Annotated in this window: 14 protein-coding genes; 11 read left to right on the forward strand and 3 right to left on the reverse strand. The window is 66.6% G+C overall.

Going from position 1 to position 14,493, the window contains the following annotated elements:
• Positions 1-11 precede the first annotated feature (11 nt).
• The 7 genes from F0U60_RS34665 (at position 12) to F0U60_RS34695 (ending at position 7,959) form a co-directional block, all read left to right on the forward strand.
• Complete coding sequence (locus tag F0U60_RS34665) at positions 12-1,436, forward strand: patatin-like phospholipase family protein (protein WP_395806341.1); 1,425 nt, start codon at positions 12-14, stop codon at positions 1,434-1,436.
• An 87-nt stretch (positions 1,437-1,523) separates the two neighbouring features.
• Entirely contained in the window at positions 1,524-2,471 is a 948-nt protein-coding gene (locus tag F0U60_RS34670) for a branched-chain amino acid transaminase (protein ID WP_395806342.1), read from the forward strand.
• A 67-nt stretch (positions 2,472-2,538) separates the two neighbouring features.
• Positions 2,539-3,873 (forward strand): AAA family ATPase, encoded by a 1,335-nt coding sequence (locus tag F0U60_RS34675; protein ID WP_395806343.1) that lies wholly within the window; start codon positions 2,539-2,541, stop codon positions 3,871-3,873.
• A 134-nt stretch (positions 3,874-4,007) separates the two neighbouring features.
• A complete protein-coding gene (locus F0U60_RS34680; RefSeq protein WP_395806344.1) occupies positions 4,008-4,844 on the forward strand; it encodes a Fic family protein in 837 nt (278 codons plus the stop codon).
• Positions 4,845-4,883: 39 nt separating this feature from the next.
• The gene (locus F0U60_RS34685) at positions 4,884-5,681 is read left to right on the forward strand and encodes a deoxyribonuclease IV (RefSeq protein WP_395806345.1); all 798 of its coding nucleotides are present in this window, start codon (positions 4,884-4,886) and stop codon (positions 5,679-5,681) included.
• Positions 5,682-5,692: 11 nt separating this feature from the next.
• Positions 5,693-6,817, forward strand: a complete 1,125-nt coding sequence (locus F0U60_RS34690) for a bifunctional oligoribonuclease/PAP phosphatase NrnA (protein WP_395806346.1) — start codon at positions 5,693-5,695, stop codon at positions 6,815-6,817.
• Positions 6,814-7,959 (forward strand): cysteine desulfurase family protein, encoded by a 1,146-nt coding sequence (locus F0U60_RS34695; RefSeq protein ID WP_395806347.1) that lies wholly within the window; start codon positions 6,814-6,816, stop codon positions 7,957-7,959. The genes F0U60_RS34690 and F0U60_RS34695 overlap by 4 nt, the downstream gene beginning before the upstream one ends.
• 87 nt (positions 7,960-8,046) lie before the next feature.
• On the opposite strand, the gene F0U60_RS34700 is transcribed toward F0U60_RS34695, so the two are convergent.
• The 3 genes from F0U60_RS34700 to F0U60_RS34710 form a co-directional block, all read right to left on the reverse strand.
• Positions 8,047-8,214, reverse strand: coding sequence for a hypothetical protein (locus F0U60_RS34700; RefSeq protein ID WP_395806348.1), 168 nt, complete (start codon positions 8,212-8,214; stop codon positions 8,047-8,049).
• A 122-nt stretch (positions 8,215-8,336) separates the two neighbouring features.
• The gene (locus F0U60_RS34705) at positions 8,337-9,278 is read right to left on the reverse strand and encodes a serine/threonine-protein kinase (RefSeq protein WP_395806349.1); all 942 of its coding nucleotides are present in this window, start codon (positions 9,276-9,278) and stop codon (positions 8,337-8,339) included.
• A 4-nt stretch (positions 9,279-9,282) separates the two neighbouring features.
• Positions 9,283-10,218, reverse strand: coding sequence for a tetratricopeptide repeat protein (locus F0U60_RS34710; RefSeq protein WP_395806350.1), 936 nt, complete (start codon positions 10,216-10,218; stop codon positions 9,283-9,285).
• A 380-nt stretch (positions 10,219-10,598) separates the two neighbouring features.
• Between F0U60_RS34710 and F0U60_RS34715 the strand changes: the two genes are divergently transcribed.
• The 4 genes from F0U60_RS34715 to F0U60_RS34730 all read left to right on the forward strand — a co-directional run bounded on the left by F0U60_RS34715 (position 10,599) and on the right by F0U60_RS34730 (position 14,490).
• Positions 10,599-11,225 (forward strand): 5-formyltetrahydrofolate cyclo-ligase, encoded by a 627-nt coding sequence (locus F0U60_RS34715; RefSeq protein ID WP_239014312.1) that lies wholly within the window; start codon positions 10,599-10,601, stop codon positions 11,223-11,225.
• Positions 11,222-12,013, forward strand: a complete 792-nt coding sequence (locus F0U60_RS34720) for a TIGR00282 family metallophosphoesterase (RefSeq protein ID WP_395806351.1) — start codon at positions 11,222-11,224, stop codon at positions 12,011-12,013. The genes F0U60_RS34715 and F0U60_RS34720 overlap by 4 nt, the downstream gene beginning before the upstream one ends.
• A gap of 58 nt (positions 12,014-12,071) precedes the next feature.
• Positions 12,072-13,334, forward strand: a complete 1,263-nt coding sequence (gene tyrS / locus F0U60_RS34725) for a tyrosine--tRNA ligase (protein ID WP_395806352.1) — start codon at positions 12,072-12,074, stop codon at positions 13,332-13,334.
• 127 nt (positions 13,335-13,461) lie between these two features.
• Positions 13,462-14,490 (forward strand): hypothetical protein, encoded by a 1,029-nt coding sequence (locus F0U60_RS34730; protein ID WP_395806353.1) that lies wholly within the window; start codon positions 13,462-13,464, stop codon positions 14,488-14,490.
• Positions 14,491-14,493 lie beyond the last annotated feature (3 nt).

A 14,493-nucleotide genomic window follows, 5' to 3' on the forward strand; every position in this document is an offset into this window, starting at 1 on the left:
TTCTCCCGACCGTGCTCCTGAAGCAACGCTTTCAGATTCTCCGGCCGCTCGAAGAGATGGAGCTGGCCCTGGTGCGTGCGACGGTGGACTCGCCGTCGCTGCTGGACTCGCGCGAGGAGGCCGTGCTGCGCACCGCGCTGTCGCTCTCGCGCCTCTACAAGCTCCGCCACGAGGGCCATGACCACTCGGTGGAGACCTGGACCGCGCCCTTCCGCGAGAACGTGTCGCGGAGGCTCGGCCCGGTGCTGCTCGGCACGCGCCGAATGACACGGGATCAGCTTGTGCCACACGTGCGCGACCTGCGTGCCCAGGTCGTGAAGCTGCGCGCCGAGCTCGTCCAGCACCTGCATGGACGCATGCCCGAGGAGGTGCTCCACCGTGAGTTGCAGCACAAGTCGCTGGTGGTGGTAGCCGGCGGCGGCGGGGGCACCGCCTACGTGTACATGGGCGTGATGAGCCTGCTGGACGAGCACGGCCTCAAGCCGTCGCTGCTGGCAGGCACCTCCATGGGCGCCATCTTGATGCTGATGCGCTCGCGGATGGCACGCTTCGACCAGAGCGAGCTGGTGGGCATCATCCGTAACCTCTCCTGGCGGAAGCTCTTCCGCTTCATCTCCACGGAGAACCGCTACGGGATGCCGGCGGCGATGCGCCTGTTCTTGCGAGCAGGGTTGGGCCGCTACTTCAACGCAGGTCCGGGCTCACCCCTGGACGCGGGCATGCGGTTGAAGGATCTGCCGGTGCCCATCATCGTCGCCGTGGGAGGCATCCGTCGGGGCATGCTGCCCAGGCCCCTCGAGTACTACGAGCGCCTGCTGGGCACGAGCCCCGTGAGCCTGTTGAGCCCCGCGGGCGTGGCGCGCCGCATCCAGGCCGCCATGGGAACGCTGGCCGAGTTCTTCACGCGGCCGGAGATCATGGTGAAGCTCCACCTGGGCCTGGACGACAAGACGGCCGAGTTCGACGCGATCGACGCAGCGGGCTTCTCCTCGTCCCTGCCCGGCGTCATCCACTACGACATGCTGCGCGAGGACGCGCACATGCGGGGCCTGCTGGATGGGCTGATGGAGGAGAAGGGCATCTTCCGGCTGATGGACGGAGGGTTGGTGGACAACCTCCCGGTGAAGGCGGCGTGGAAGGCGGTGCACCACGGCAACATCGGCACGCGCAACGCCTTCATCCTCGCGCTGGATGGCTTCGCGCCCCGGCTGAGCACACCCTTCTGGCTGCCCCTGCAACGGCTCGCGGCCATGACGGTGGCGCCCAACCTCACCTACGCCCATCTGGTGAAGCGCTTCGGCACCACGCTCTCGCCTCTGGAGCTGGTGCCCTCTGTGGCGCTGGCCACCAAGGCCATGCACTTCGGTCGCAAGCAGCTCGGCTCGGACATGCCCTTCTTGACGCGCATGCTCGCTCCACTTCCGAGCATTGGCTGACCGGGACACTTTGATTTCAAACGTTCTCCTGGAAGAATACCGCCCGCAGAGCGGTCTCCCCCTTCCAGACAAAGAGGACCCCCGTTTATGAGCTCGACTTCCTCCAACGTCGTGCGCTCCGATCAGATCTGGCTCGATGGCAAGCTGGTGAAATGGGACGACGGCCACGTGCCCGTCATGACCCACGCCCTGCACTACGGGCTGGGGGTCTTCGAGGGCATCCGCGCCTATCGCACCCACGACGGCCGACTTGCGGTGTTCCGCCTCCGCGAGCACATCGAGCGACTTTTCGACTCGGCCCACATCTGCATGATGAAGCTCCCCTTCACGCCGGAGCAGCTCATGGAGGCGTGCCTGGAGCTGCTGCGCGCGCAGAAGGAGCTCTTCGCCAACGGGGCCTACCTGCGCCCCATCGCCTTCATGGGTGACGGCGCCATGGGCCTGGGCGCCATCAATCCCACCCGCGTGGCGATCACCGCCTGGGACTGGGGCGCGTACCTGGGAGAGAAGGGCATCCGCGAGGGCATCCGCGCCAAGGTGAGCTCCTTCACCCGCATGCACGTCAACGTGAACATGGTGCGCGGGAAGATCTCCGGCCAGTACGTCAACTCCATCCTCGCCAAGCGCGAGGCCGTGCTCGCCGGCTACGACGAGGCCATCCTCCTGGACATCAGCGGCTTCGTCGCCGAGGCCTCCGGCGAGAACATCTTCCTCGTCAACAAGAAGGGCATCATCAAGACCCCGCCCCTCTCCTCGCCCATCCTCGACGGCATCACCCGCGACTCGGTGCTGAAGATCCTCCGCGACTCGGGCCGCCAGGTAGAGGAGGTCACCGTCACCCGCGACGCCCTCTACATCGCCAACGAGGTCTTCTTCACTGGCACCGCCGCGGAGATCACCCCGGTGCGCGAGGTGGACAACCGCACCGTGGGCACCGGCAAGCCCGGCCTCATCACCCAGTACGTCCAGGAGACCTACTTCCGCGCGGTCCGGGGCCTGGAGCCGCGCTACACCGAGTGGCTCACCTACGTCTGAGCCCAGGGCAGCCAGGGGCTCACGGACGTACCCGAAAGGGGGGCGGATCGGCTAGAAGGAGAAGCCGATGCGCCCCGAGTACGACGTCGCCCCCAATCCCTTCAATCTCGAGAACCCGGCCATCCTCGACATCGCTCCTCCGGAGCCGAAGTCGCTGGAGGAGACGGGCCTGAAGATTGGCCTGCTGTCGGACATCGCCCTGCGCTACCTGTACTACCAGGGCACTGGCACGGGCATGGACATTGCCCAGGAGCTGCGGCTGCCCTGGCCCGGAGTCATCGAGCGCGTGGTGGACTTCCTTGCCGCGGAGAAGCTGGTGGATCTCCGGGGCGGCAAGGGCTTCGGACGCGCCTCGGTGGAGTTCATCCTCACCGAGAAGGGCCGCGAGTACACCCGGGGCGCCATCGAGCGCAGCACCTACGTGGGCCCCGCCCCCGTCCCCATCGAGCAGTACAACGCCCTCATCACCGCCCAGACCGAGGAGAGCCCCGTCATCAGCCGGGAGGACCTGGTCATGGGCCTGGCCCACCTCACCGTCAACGCGGACCTGATGGACAAGCTGGGGCCGGCGGTGAACTCGGGCCGCTCGCTCTTCCTCTACGGCCCTCCGGGCAACGGCAAGACGAGCCTCGCCGAGGCCATCAGCCGCATGTTCGGCGGCGAGGTCTTCATCCCCCACTGTCTGGAGATCGACAACCAGATCATCAAGGTCTTCGACGCCCTCAACCACACCCCCATCCGGCTCGAGTCCGAGCGCGACGCCGCGGGCCGCCGGGCCACCCTGGAGATGGACCACCGCTGGCAGCTGTGCCGTCGGCCGGCCGTGGTGGTGGGAGGTGAGCTGACGCTCGAGACCCTGGATCTCATCTACTCGCCCACCGCGCGCTTCTACGAGGCCCCGTTCCAGGTGAAGGCCAACGGCGGGATGCTGCTCATCGACGACTTCGGCCGCCAGAAGGTCCACCCCACGGACCTGCTCAACCGGTGGATCGTCCCCCTGGAGAAGCGGGTGGACTTCCTCACCCTGCACACGGGCAAGAAGTTCGAGATCCCCTTTGATCAGCTGCTCGTCTTCTCCACCAACCTGGACCCCAAGGAGCTGGTGGACGAGGCCTTCCTGCGCCGCATCAAGTACAAAATCGAGGTGACCAACCCCGACGAAGAGGTCTACCGGGAGATCTTCGCCCGGGTGTGCGAGGCGGCGGGCATTCCCTACGTGGATCAGGCCGTCACCTACCTCATCGAGCACTACTACAAGCCCCGCAGCATGCAGATGCGGGCCTGCCACCCCAGAGACCTGGTGCAGCTCATCAAGGACGCCGCGCGTTACAGGCAGATTCCGCCTGCCCTCTCCAAGGATCTGCTCGACCAGGCATGCGAGGTCTTCCTGGTCAGCCTATGAGGTAGGTAGCGTTTTAATTGTCCTAAACACCTGGAATTTCTACAATAATGAGGGAGTTGTCCCCGCTGGTCGGGCTGTTCCAGATCCGATCCGCCGGTCATACAGGGGAACCGGTGTGAAGGAGCGTCACGTCCGTGAAGGAACGCTACCAAGAGATTGACGAGAAGAACGAAACGCTGCGCGACTACCTTGGCATCTACAAGGAGAAGGGCCGCGAGTTCCTCGAGCGGTTCGAGATGTCGTGGATCTACCACGACGCGGCACTCGAGGGGACGGTCTACACCCAGCAGGAGCTGGTGTCGGCCCTGTTCCCCGAACGCGCCAGCATGGATCCGGCGATGATCCCGGTGGTGCTGGAGATCCGCAACCAGAAGGCCGCGTGCGACTTCCTGCGCGAAGAGGCCGCCTCCACCGGCAAGAAGCAGACGCAGATCACGCTGACCACCATCAAGCGCATCCATGATCTGCTGTGCGGCAACACGCCGGAGGCGCAGGCGGTCCGCGCCAACATCGAGCGGCGCGAGCGCACGGAGAAGGAGCTGGCCAAGGAGCGCGAGCGCAGCGGCTACCGCAAGGACATGCCCCTGCACCGCACGTACTTCCACGAGATCGCCCAGCCGGCGAAGATCCAGCCCTTGCTGGAGAAGCTGGTGGACTACACCGGTAGCGCCGAGTTCCGTGAGTTCCACCCCATCAAGCAGGCGGCGGTGGTCCAGCACAAGTTCATGCAGATCTTCCCCTTCACGGAGAACAGCGGGAAGGTCGGCCGGATGCTCACCAACCTCGTGTTGCTGCGCAACGGGTACATGCCGGCGATCATCCACTCCATCGATCGCCAGCGGTACTACGAGTCGCTGCGCGGTGCCGAGGGCGTGTTCCGCACGCTGCTGATGGACGCCATCGAGAACTCGCAGGACAACGGCGTGAAGTTCTTCAAGGACATGGGGCGCCGTTACAAGGCCATCAACTAGGCCGTGCGTGTCGGGGCTCACGAGTCCATCGCTGGAGGCGTGAGCCGAGCGCTGGCGCGTGCCGAGGAGCATGGCGCGCGCAGCCTGCAGGTCTTCACGAAGAACGCGCGGGGCTGGAAGGCCCCGCCCCTCACCGAGGAGGAGTGCCACGCCTTCCGCGAGGAGGTGCGGCGCACAGGGCTGCCAGTGGTGGCGCATGGCAGCTACCTGGTGAACCTCGGCACAGAGGAGCCGGCGCAGCGCGAGAAGTCGCTGGACTGCGTCGTCGAGGAGCTCACCCGCTGTGAGCGCCTGGGCATCCCCTTTCTCATCCTTCACCCCGGTGTCCATCCGGACGAGCAACGCGGGCTGGCGTTGATCGCCCAGGCCTTGGACGAGGTGCACGCGCGCACGCCGCGCTTCCAGTCCCGTATTTGCCTGGAGGTGACGGCGGGCCAGGGCAACTGCTTGGGCTGGCGCTTCGAGCACCTGGCTGAGGTGCTCTCCCGGACAGAAGACGCGGGGCGGCTGGGCATCTGTTTGGATACCTGCCATCTGTTCGCCGCCGGATACGATTTGTCGACGGAAGCCGGTTACCATGAGGTGATGGCCGAGTGTGACCGGGTGCTGGGGCTGGAGCGGGTGCACTGCATCCACCTCAACGACAGCAAAAAGCCGTTGGGCTGTCGGGTGGATCGTCACGAGGAGGTGGGCAAGGGAGCGATCGGGCTCACGCCCTTCCGCTGCCTCATGAAGGATTCGCGGTTCGTCAACACCATTGGAATCCTGGAGACACCTTTCCCGGAACGTTATCCAGAAGCCATCAGTCTTCTCGAATCGCTCCGCCGGAGGAAGTAAACAGCGCACCCATGCCTGCTACACCGACAGCCAACAGCCGCAGGACGCCAGGAGGCGGAGAGGGCACCGAGCCCCCGCCACGGATCGCGACCCTGCCGGCGCGAGCCAAGCTGGAGCGGCTGCTCCGGGTGGCCAAGGGTCACAAGAAGGCCCTGGTGCTCACCCATGACAACCCGGATCCCGACTCCATCGCCTCGGCGGTAGCGCTGGCCCACCTGTTGAAGGAGCGGGCTGACGTGGAGGAGGCTCGGGTGGGTTATGGCGGCATCATTGGCCGTGCGGAGAACATCGCCTTCGTGAAGGTGCTCCGCCTGCCCGTGGTGCCCATCGCGCAGCTCGATCTGGACGAGTACGATCTGCTGGCCCTGGTGGACACTCAGCCGCCCACGGGCAACCACGCCATCCCCCCGCGTCTGCGGGGCGAGGTGGACATCGTCATTGACCACCACCCGTTGCGCGACGAGAGCCTGGAGGCGCCCTTCGCGGATGTGGGCGGTGACTTCGGCGCCACCTCGACGATGCTCGTGGAGTACCTGCGTGCCGCGAGGATGGAGCCGTCGACAGAGGTCGCCACCGCGCTCTTCTACGGCCTGAAGGCGGACACGCGAGACCTGGGGCGCGAGACGACCCAGACGGACATCGACACGTACCTGTGGCTGTTCCCGCGGATGGACAAGCAGCTGCTGGGACAGATCGAACACCCCGAGCTGCCCGCGCGCTACTTCCAGCTGTACCACACGGCTTACGAGCGGGCGAAGGTGTACGGGGACACGGCCATCGTGACGGACCTGGAGGAAGTCTACTCTCCGGACATGGTGGCCGAGGTGGCCGAGCGGCTGATGTTCCTCGAGGGGATGAAGTGGTCGCTGGCCTACGCCACGTACCGCAACCAGCTCTTCCTGTCGTTGAGGGTGAAGGACCGGCGGATGAATGCGGGCCGGCTCATCCGGGAGATCTGCGAGGACTACGGGGGCTCGTCGGGAGGCCACGGCAGCATGGCGGGCGCGCGGATTCCGCTGTCGGGGCGAGCGACGCAACGCAAGGCGCTCAAGCGCGAGCTGGTACGCCGCTTTCTCGAGGCCTTTGGAGTGGCGGACGAGCGGCCCGTGGGACTGCTGTCCGCACCTTCGCCGTGATCTACTGGGACCACAACGCGGCCGCGCCGGTGCGGCCGGAAGTCGCCACGCTGCTCTCGCGGGCGTTCTCCGAGGGAGGTTGGGGCAACGCCTCGAGCGTGCACCGGAGCGGGCGAGAGGCTCGGGGCAGGCTGGACGCGGCGCGGGCCCGAGTGGCGCGCGTGCTGGGATGCGAGCCGAAGGAGGTGTGCTTCACCAGCTCGGGCTCGGAGTCGGACGCACTGGCGTTGAAGGGAGCCTGGCTGGCGCGGAAGGAGCCACGGCGGCGGCGCGTGGTGACCTCAACCATCGAGCACCCCGCGGTGCTGGCGGCGCTGAAGCAACTGGAGGCGCAGGGGGCGGAGGTGGTGCGGGTGAGCCCGGGTCGGAACGGCCAGGTGGCGCTGGAGGCGATGCTGGAGGCGCTCACACCGGAGACAGTGCTGTGCTCGTTGATGTGGGCGAACAACGAGACGGGCGTGGTGCAGCCGGTGGCGGAGCTGTCGAGGGCCTGCCGGCAGAGGGGCATCCTGTTCCACACGGACGCGGTGCAGGCGGCGGGGAAGCTGCCCACACACCTGCGTGAGGTGGACGCGGATCTGCTGACGCTGTCGGCGCACAAGTTCGGAGGCCCAGCGGGAGCGGGCGTGCTGGTAGTGCGCAAGGGCGTGGAGGTCCAAGCGCTGACACCGGGACACCAGGAAGCGGGACTGCGCGGAGGGACACAAAACGTGCCCTACGCAGAGGCCCTGGCGCTGGCCCTGGAGCTGGCCCACGAAGAGCAGCCGACGCACGCGGCGCGGGTACAGACGCTGCGAGACACCTTCGAGTACGAGGTACGCTCGCGTCTCGCGGACGTGACGGTGAACGGAGAGGGAGCGCTGCGGGTGCCGAACACGAGCAACCTGTGCTTCCACGGAGCGGACGGCGAGGCGCTGCTGATCGCGCTGGACCTAGAAGGAATCTGTGTGTCGTCGGGAGCAGCGTGCGCCTCGGGGACGCTCACCCCCTCGCACGTGTTGCTGGCGATGGGACTCACGCCCGCGCAGGCGCACGGCGCTCTGCGCTTCTCCCTTGGCCCGACGACGACGGAGGCGGAGGTGCTCCGGGTCGTAGAGGCCCTCACCACCCACGTCCCGAGGGCCCGTGCCCTCAACGTGTAAGCCCCCTCTCCCTCTGGGAGAGGGCTGGGGTGAGGGTATGCCCTCCCGTGGCCTCAACTCCGCCCCCCTGAACCCAAAACCCCGGGCTCACCACTTCTGATCAGGGAGCTGCTTCTCGCGAACGTCGCCCGGGGGCTGGCCATAGCCCGGAGAGCCCTCGTGGGACTCCTTGGGGTTGTCCGGCTTGTGCTCGACCTTGCGCTCGGTATCGGCCTCGCGGGTCTCCTGCGGCTTCTTCTCCTTCTCGGTCGCCATCTCGAATCCTCCCTCGTGGAGGGGAAGATCGGCATCGAAGGGACAACCGGCATCCAGGAGCGAGCAGACAAGGGAGCGAATACCCTCACCCCTACCCTCTCCCAGAGGGAGAGGGAGCTGGCTCACTTCGCGTCGGTGATCCCAAACAACCCGCGGACGACGGCGGCGATGGCCAACGAGGTGCCCACCCGCTCGTCATAGTGCGGCGCCAGGGCCTCGGCGAAGGCCTCGGCGGAGGGGAACCGGTCCTCGGGATTGACCGAGAACCCCCTGTGGATGACCTCGTCCAGGGCCTCGGGGATCTCCGGGCGGATGAGGCTCGGCGGCAGATAGTCCCGGTAGACGATCTTCGTGAAGACCTCTTCCGGGGTAGAGCCAGTAAAGGGGCGCTGAAGCGTCAGCAGCTCATAGAGCACGACGGTAGCGGCCCACAGGTCCACCTGCGGCGAGATAGCGCCCTGCAGGGCCTCGGGCGAGAGGTAGTAGGGCTTGCCGAGCACCTCACCGCCCTGGAGCACACCATCCACGCGCAGGCGGGCCACGCCGAAGTCGCCCAGCTTGATGTCCCCCAGCCGCGAGATGAACAGGTTGGAGGGCGAGATGTCGCAGTGGACGATGCCCAGCGACTCACCCTGGGGACCCGAGACGGAGTGGGCGTAGGCCAGGGACTCGAGCAGCACCCGGCCCAGGTAGATGGAGAAGTCCAGGGGCAGGTGGATGCCACGCAGCTTGCAGCGGCGGAGGATGTGACCCAGGTCCCTGCCGTCCACCAGCTCCATGACGATGAAGTACTGGCCCTCGACAAGCCCCACGTCGAGCACCTGGACGATGTTGGGATGATCCAGCTGCTTGGTGAGGCGGGCCTCGGCGACAAAGAGGGCGACGGACGCCGGATCCTTGGTGAGCGCGGGCAACAGCCGCTTGAGCGCCACGGTCCAGCCCTGACGCGGCCCGGAGCGGACGCGAGCGCGGAAGACCTCGGCCATGCCCCCCTTGCCGAGCTGCGATAGGATTTCGTAGTTGCCGAGGATCCGGGGGATCCGCGGCGTGGGAGAGGTGCTCACGCGCTCACGGTCCCGTCTGTTGCCGCCTTCCGGCAGAAGCCTTGGCGTGGTTGGTGTAGGCCTGTTGGGTCAGCTGGAGGTACTTCCCGAAGGACTCGGGATCCGATCCCAGCAGCTTGTCCAGCTCGGCATCCAGGGAGCCCTCGGCGATGGTGAAGCCGAGCTTCACCGCCAGCCCCAGGTGGGCCAAGGCCTGCTTCTTGTCGCTGATCCGGCTGTAGGCACACGCCAGGTTATAATGAACGCGCGGATCCTTCGGATTGAGCGCCCAGGCCCGATTCAGGGCCTCGATGGCATCGGACGCCTGACCTCGCATCAACCAGGCGGTGCCCAAGCCGAAGAAGGCCACCCAGTTGCGATCGTCGTAGGAGATGCTCCGCTCGAACTCGGCGACCGAGCCGCCCCAGTTCTTCTCCCCCAGGAGTCGGTTGCCCCGCTCCAGCGCCGCCTTGGCCGCCTCAGGGTTGCGCTTCTCCCCTCGCAGGCGCGCCATGGAGGACGCCCCGCCACGTACCGAGGCCGCCGAGGGCGCCTCCCCCACCGGCTGCAGCACCATCACCCCCCCCTTGCCCAACACCGGCACCTGACACCCTGCTCGCGGCCGCACATAGGCCGTCAGCGTGCGATCCTCCGGGCTGAACAGGGCGAGGATGGGCAAGGTGTCCATCGTGGGACAGGATGGCCCCTGCAGACACAAGGTGAGCTGCCCCACCAGCACGTTGCCCTGAAGCTCCCCTTCCAGCACCCGGCTCCGGGGGGCAAAATCACAGGGGCCTCCTCCGGTGGCGAACGCCACGAGCCTCTCCTTCTCGGCGCTCAACTCGACCCGACCCAGCACGTTCGCCTGGTAGCCCCCCTGGAGGACCGTCTCCGCCCTGGCGGCTCCTGGGGCTGCGGCGACGACGGCCGCGAGGCCAATTGTTATGGAAACGGACGCCATGAGTGGGAGCCCCTCCATCATAGGAGGGGGTCGGCTGCCTTGTAAACGTGCGCCAATGGCTTGACCCAACCCCCCTGCGTTCATATCATTCCTTCAGCAATTCCTGGGTTTCTCCAGGAGTTTCAGGGATTTGCAGTAAGGAAAGGCTTGTTGAAGGGCTGTCCCCTGCGGGGCGCGTGATGCCCAGCAGAAATTCGAACCGATACGTCCATATCGGGGTCCGTTTCGGGCTCCATGTGCAAGCCCTCCCCTCGCGGGATGAGGGAAGCCTACGGAGCTTCGACTTCGAACCCCACCTGGCTTTTTTAGGGTTCAATGGACGCTAGGCACACGGCCATGCTGCGGGGGACTTTTTCTTACTCTTGTCGGGAGCGGGGCAGGTGGCGAGCGAGACGGTGGCACAAGAGGGGACGGCTCGGAAGGTGTCGCTGCGCGAGGAGCTGACGGCGCGGCGCAAGGCGATGACGCCGGACATCATCGACGAGCGGGGGCTCAAGGTTCAGGCGCGGTTCCTGGCCACGCCCTACTACCAAAAGGCGAGGACGGTGGCGCTCTACGCTCCCATTCGGGGCGAGGTGCCCACACGGGACATCCTCATCGCGGCGCTGCAGGACGAGAAGATCGTCTGCTACCCGCTGTCCCACGTCCATGGACGTATCCTGTCCTTCCGGGCCATTAAGTCCGAGGCCGAGCTGGAGCCGGGGCGGCTTGGAGTGCGCGAGCCCACCAACTCCGCGGAGCTCATCCCGGTGGACCAGATCGATCTGTTCGTGGTGCCTGGGCTGGGCTTCACGCGCGACGGCAAGCGACTAGGCCGGGGTGGCGGTTACTATGACGCCACGCTCAAGGCGGCCTCGGCCCGCAGCCGCCGGGTGGGACTGGCCTTCGGCGATCAGATCGTCGACACCATGCCGACAACGAATGACGACGTGGACATGGACCTCGTCGTCACCGAGTCGGAGACAATGCGCGGGCTCTACCGCGACTGGGACTTCCTCGACACGTGAAAGTACTCTTCATGGGCGATGTGGTGGGCAAGCCGGGCGTCACGGCCGTGCGCACCCTTCTTCCCAAGCTGATCGCGCGCCACTCGGTGGACCTGGTCGTCGCCAACGCTGAAAACAGCGAGGGCGGCGCCGGGATCTCCCCCGAGTCGGCCGAAGCGCTGCTCGCCAGTGAGGTCAACCTCCTGACGAGCGGCAACCATTTCTGGACCAAGAAGCAGATCCTCCCCTGGGTTCAGGACAACCCGAACCTGCTGCTGCGCCCGGCCAACTACCCGAAGGGGGCGCCGGGCAAGGGGCACACCGTCATCCAGACGCCGGATGGGCGCAAGCTCGGGGTGCTCAACCTCGAGGGCCGCGTCAACATGAAGCCCCTGGACAACCCGTTCACGGTGGCGCCGGAGCTGGTGGCGGAGCTGCGCAAGCAGACGCCCTGCATCCTGGTGGACATGCACTGCGAGGCCACCAGCGAGAAGAACGCCATGGGCGCCCACCTGGACGGCAAGGTGTCCGCCGTGGTGGGCACCCACACCCACGTGCAGACGGCCGACGAGCGGATTCTGCCCGGCGGCACGGCCTACATCACCGACGTGGGCATGTGCGGCCCGCTGGACTCCGTCATCGGGATGAAGAAGGAGCTCTCCATCGAGCGCTTCATCACCCTGCGCCACGTCCCCTACGAGCTGGCCAAGAACCTGGTCTACCTCCAGGGTGTGATCATCGACATGGATGACAAGACGGGGAAGGCGCGGAGCATCGAGCGCATCCGCGAGCACCTGCCGGGCACGTAGGCCCCCGCTCTCCTTCTGTGTCAACCTGGCCGGGTTTTCGGCTAGGTTGCGCGGCGTCATGTCCGAAAATCCGCTGCGCAAGGCGACCCCCCAGGAGCAGTTCGAGGAAGTGACCCGAGGCACCGTGGACATCCAGGTGCCCGAGGATCTGAAGAAGAAGCTCGAGCGCTCGTATGAGACGGGCAAGCCGCTCATCATCAAGGCGGGCTTTGATCCGAGCCGTCCGGACCTGCACCTGGGCCACTCGCTGCTGCTCACGCGCATGCGGCGCTTCCAGGACTTCGGCCACCAGGTGGTCTTCCTCATCGGTGACTTCACCGCGCTGATTGGCGATCCCTCCGGGAAGAACGTCACGCGCCCCGCGCTCACCCGCGACGAGGTGAAGGTCAACGCCAAGACGTACCAGGACCAGGTCTTCAAGGTGCTGGACGCGGCGAAGACGCAGGTGCGCTTCAACTCCGAGTGGTTGGACACGCTGGGCACGGAGGGAATGATCCGCCTGGCGGCGCGCTACTCGGTACAGCGCATGCTGGAGCGCGATGACTTCAAGAAGCGCTTCCGCGAGAACCGCACCATCTCCATCCACGAGTTCCTGTACCCGCTGCTGCAGGGCTACGACTCGGTGGCGCTCAAGGCGGACGTGGAGCTGGGCGCGACGGACCAGCTCTTCAACCTGCTGGTGGGCCGGCAGCTCATGAAGGACGAGGGAATGGAGCCGCAGGTCATCATGACCGGACCCATCCTCGAGGGCCTGGACGCGAAGATGGTCGACGGGAAGATCGTCGGCGACAAGATGTCCAAGAGCCTGGACAACTACGTGGGCATCAGCGACTCGCCGGATCAGATCTACGGCAAGCTGATGAGCATCACGGACGACCTGATGTGGCGCTACTACGAGCTGCTGTCGTCCCGGTCGCTCAAGGAGCTGGCCGAACTGAAGGCGAAGGTGACGAGCGGGGAGCTGCACCCGAAGGCGGCAAAGTCCGGGTTCGCTCAGGAAATGGCCGCGCGCTTCCACGACGAGGAGTCGGCGCGCAAGGCGATGCAGGCGTGGGAGGAGCGCTACTCACAGAAGAAGATCGTCGCCGAGGATCAGCCGCTGGTGGAGCTGTCGCTGGGCGGGGCGCCGAAGATGCTGCTGGCCAAGGCCCTCGCGGAGGCGAAGCTGGTGGCGTCGCTCACGGAAGGTCGCAAGCTGATGGGCCAGGGCGGTGTGCGGGTGAATGGGGAGAAGGTGTCCGACCCGAAGCACGAGCTGGACGCGGGCGAGTACCTGGTGCAGGTGGGCAAGCACAAGTCCGCGCGCATCAAGCTGGCCTGACCTGGCCGCGGGGGAGCACGACCGTGAACTTCGAGCCCTGACCGGGCGTGCTCTCCACGCGGACCGTGTCACCCGGAGGAGAGCCTGCCTGGTTCAGAGGGGAAGCAGGGCGGGTATCCTGCGCGGCATGCGGACCCTGACCCTGCTGCTCATCGCTCTGTGCACCCTCCCCTTCAGTGCTTACGCCTCGGGCGCCTTCGTGTCCGGCACCCGGCTGGAGGCCGTGTCGGAACCCGACTCCAAGAAGGTCGTCTTCACCGTTGAGCCGAATACGGCCTACCCGGTCATCAAGAAGGGTGGCCCCGGACGAGCGTGGTGCAAACTGAAGGGCGCCACGGGCGAAGGCTGGGTGAAGTGCGACGGCACGGCGGAGCTCCCGGAGAAGCCGCGTCACAGTGGTGAGTTCCTGGCATCCAAGGACCGGGCCCCCGAGGCAGCGCCCCTGCCCTCCGACGTCCCCCAGGCCCGGGGCTGCGCCACCCGTTGCGACGGACCTCCCCTCTTCCGCCAGGCGCCCACGCTCACGCCTGTGGATCGCGAAGTGCTCGGGATGTGCCCGGCGCGACCGGACGCCTCGGTGAGCCGCGGGGACGTGCAGCGCTTCATCTCCACGCACTATGACGACCCGCGCATCCAGCGCGCCTTGTCCGTGGCGGGGCGCCCGGGCTCGCGCCAGGCCAACATCGAGTGGCTCACCGGCCTCTGGGTGAGCACGGGACCGCGCAACGCCTTCACCCACGTCTTCTGCGGCGACGACTGGACCACCCGGACCATCGGCGGGCTGCACTACCTGCCGCGCTACGCGCAGCTCGAGTCCGAAGGAAAGCTCTGCTTCGATGGCCCGGGCCGCAAAGGCAAGCCCCTGCAGGGCTCGCAGTACCTCATCCGCTTCCGCGGCGTGGCGCCCTGGTCCTGTGCGGAGAAGAAGCTCGGAGGCTTCACGACACAGGAGACAGACCCGGTGGCCATGGTGGCCGTCGGCACCCGTGCCTTCGCTCGCTGCTGCGCGCGCGATGGAGCCAAGAAGGAAGGTGGCGTGTACTCGGCTCCGGACCTCGGCGGCACCTCGTGGCGCATCTGGTGCGGGACGCGCAATGGCACCTACGGCATCGCCTCGCTCTACCCCACCGACGAGCGCTCCACCTGCGGCGAGTAGTCG

This window comes from Archangium minus, assembly GCF_044360475.1.
Classification (GTDB): domain Bacteria; phylum Myxococcota; class Myxococcia; order Myxococcales; family Myxococcaceae; genus Archangium; species Archangium minus.

Excerpts from the sequence above, each read along its gene's own strand:
- F0U60_RS34670 (WP_395806342.1), top strand. The coding sequence starts at position 1,524 with ATGAGCTCGACTTCCTCCAACGTCGTGCGCTCCGATCAGATCTGGCTC.
- F0U60_RS34675 (WP_395806343.1), top strand. The coding sequence starts at position 2,539 with ATGCGCCCCGAGTACGACGTCGCCCCCAATCCCTTCAATCTCGAGAAC.
- F0U60_RS34690 (WP_395806346.1), top strand. The coding sequence starts at position 5,693 with ATGCCTGCTACACCGACAGCCAACAGCCGCAGGACGCCAGGAGGCGGA.
- F0U60_RS34700 (WP_395806348.1), bottom strand. The coding sequence starts at position 8,214 with ATGGCGACCGAGAAGGAGAAGAAGCCGCAGGAGACCCGCGAGGCCGAT.
- F0U60_RS34710 (WP_395806350.1), bottom strand. The coding sequence starts at position 10,218 with ATGGCGTCCGTTTCCATAACAATTGGCCTCGCGGCCGTCGTCGCCGCA.
- tyrS (WP_395806352.1), top strand. The coding sequence starts at position 12,072 with ATGTCCGAAAATCCGCTGCGCAAGGCGACCCCCCAGGAGCAGTTCGAG.
- F0U60_RS34730 (WP_395806353.1), top strand. The coding sequence starts at position 13,462 with ATGCGGACCCTGACCCTGCTGCTCATCGCTCTGTGCACCCTCCCCTTC.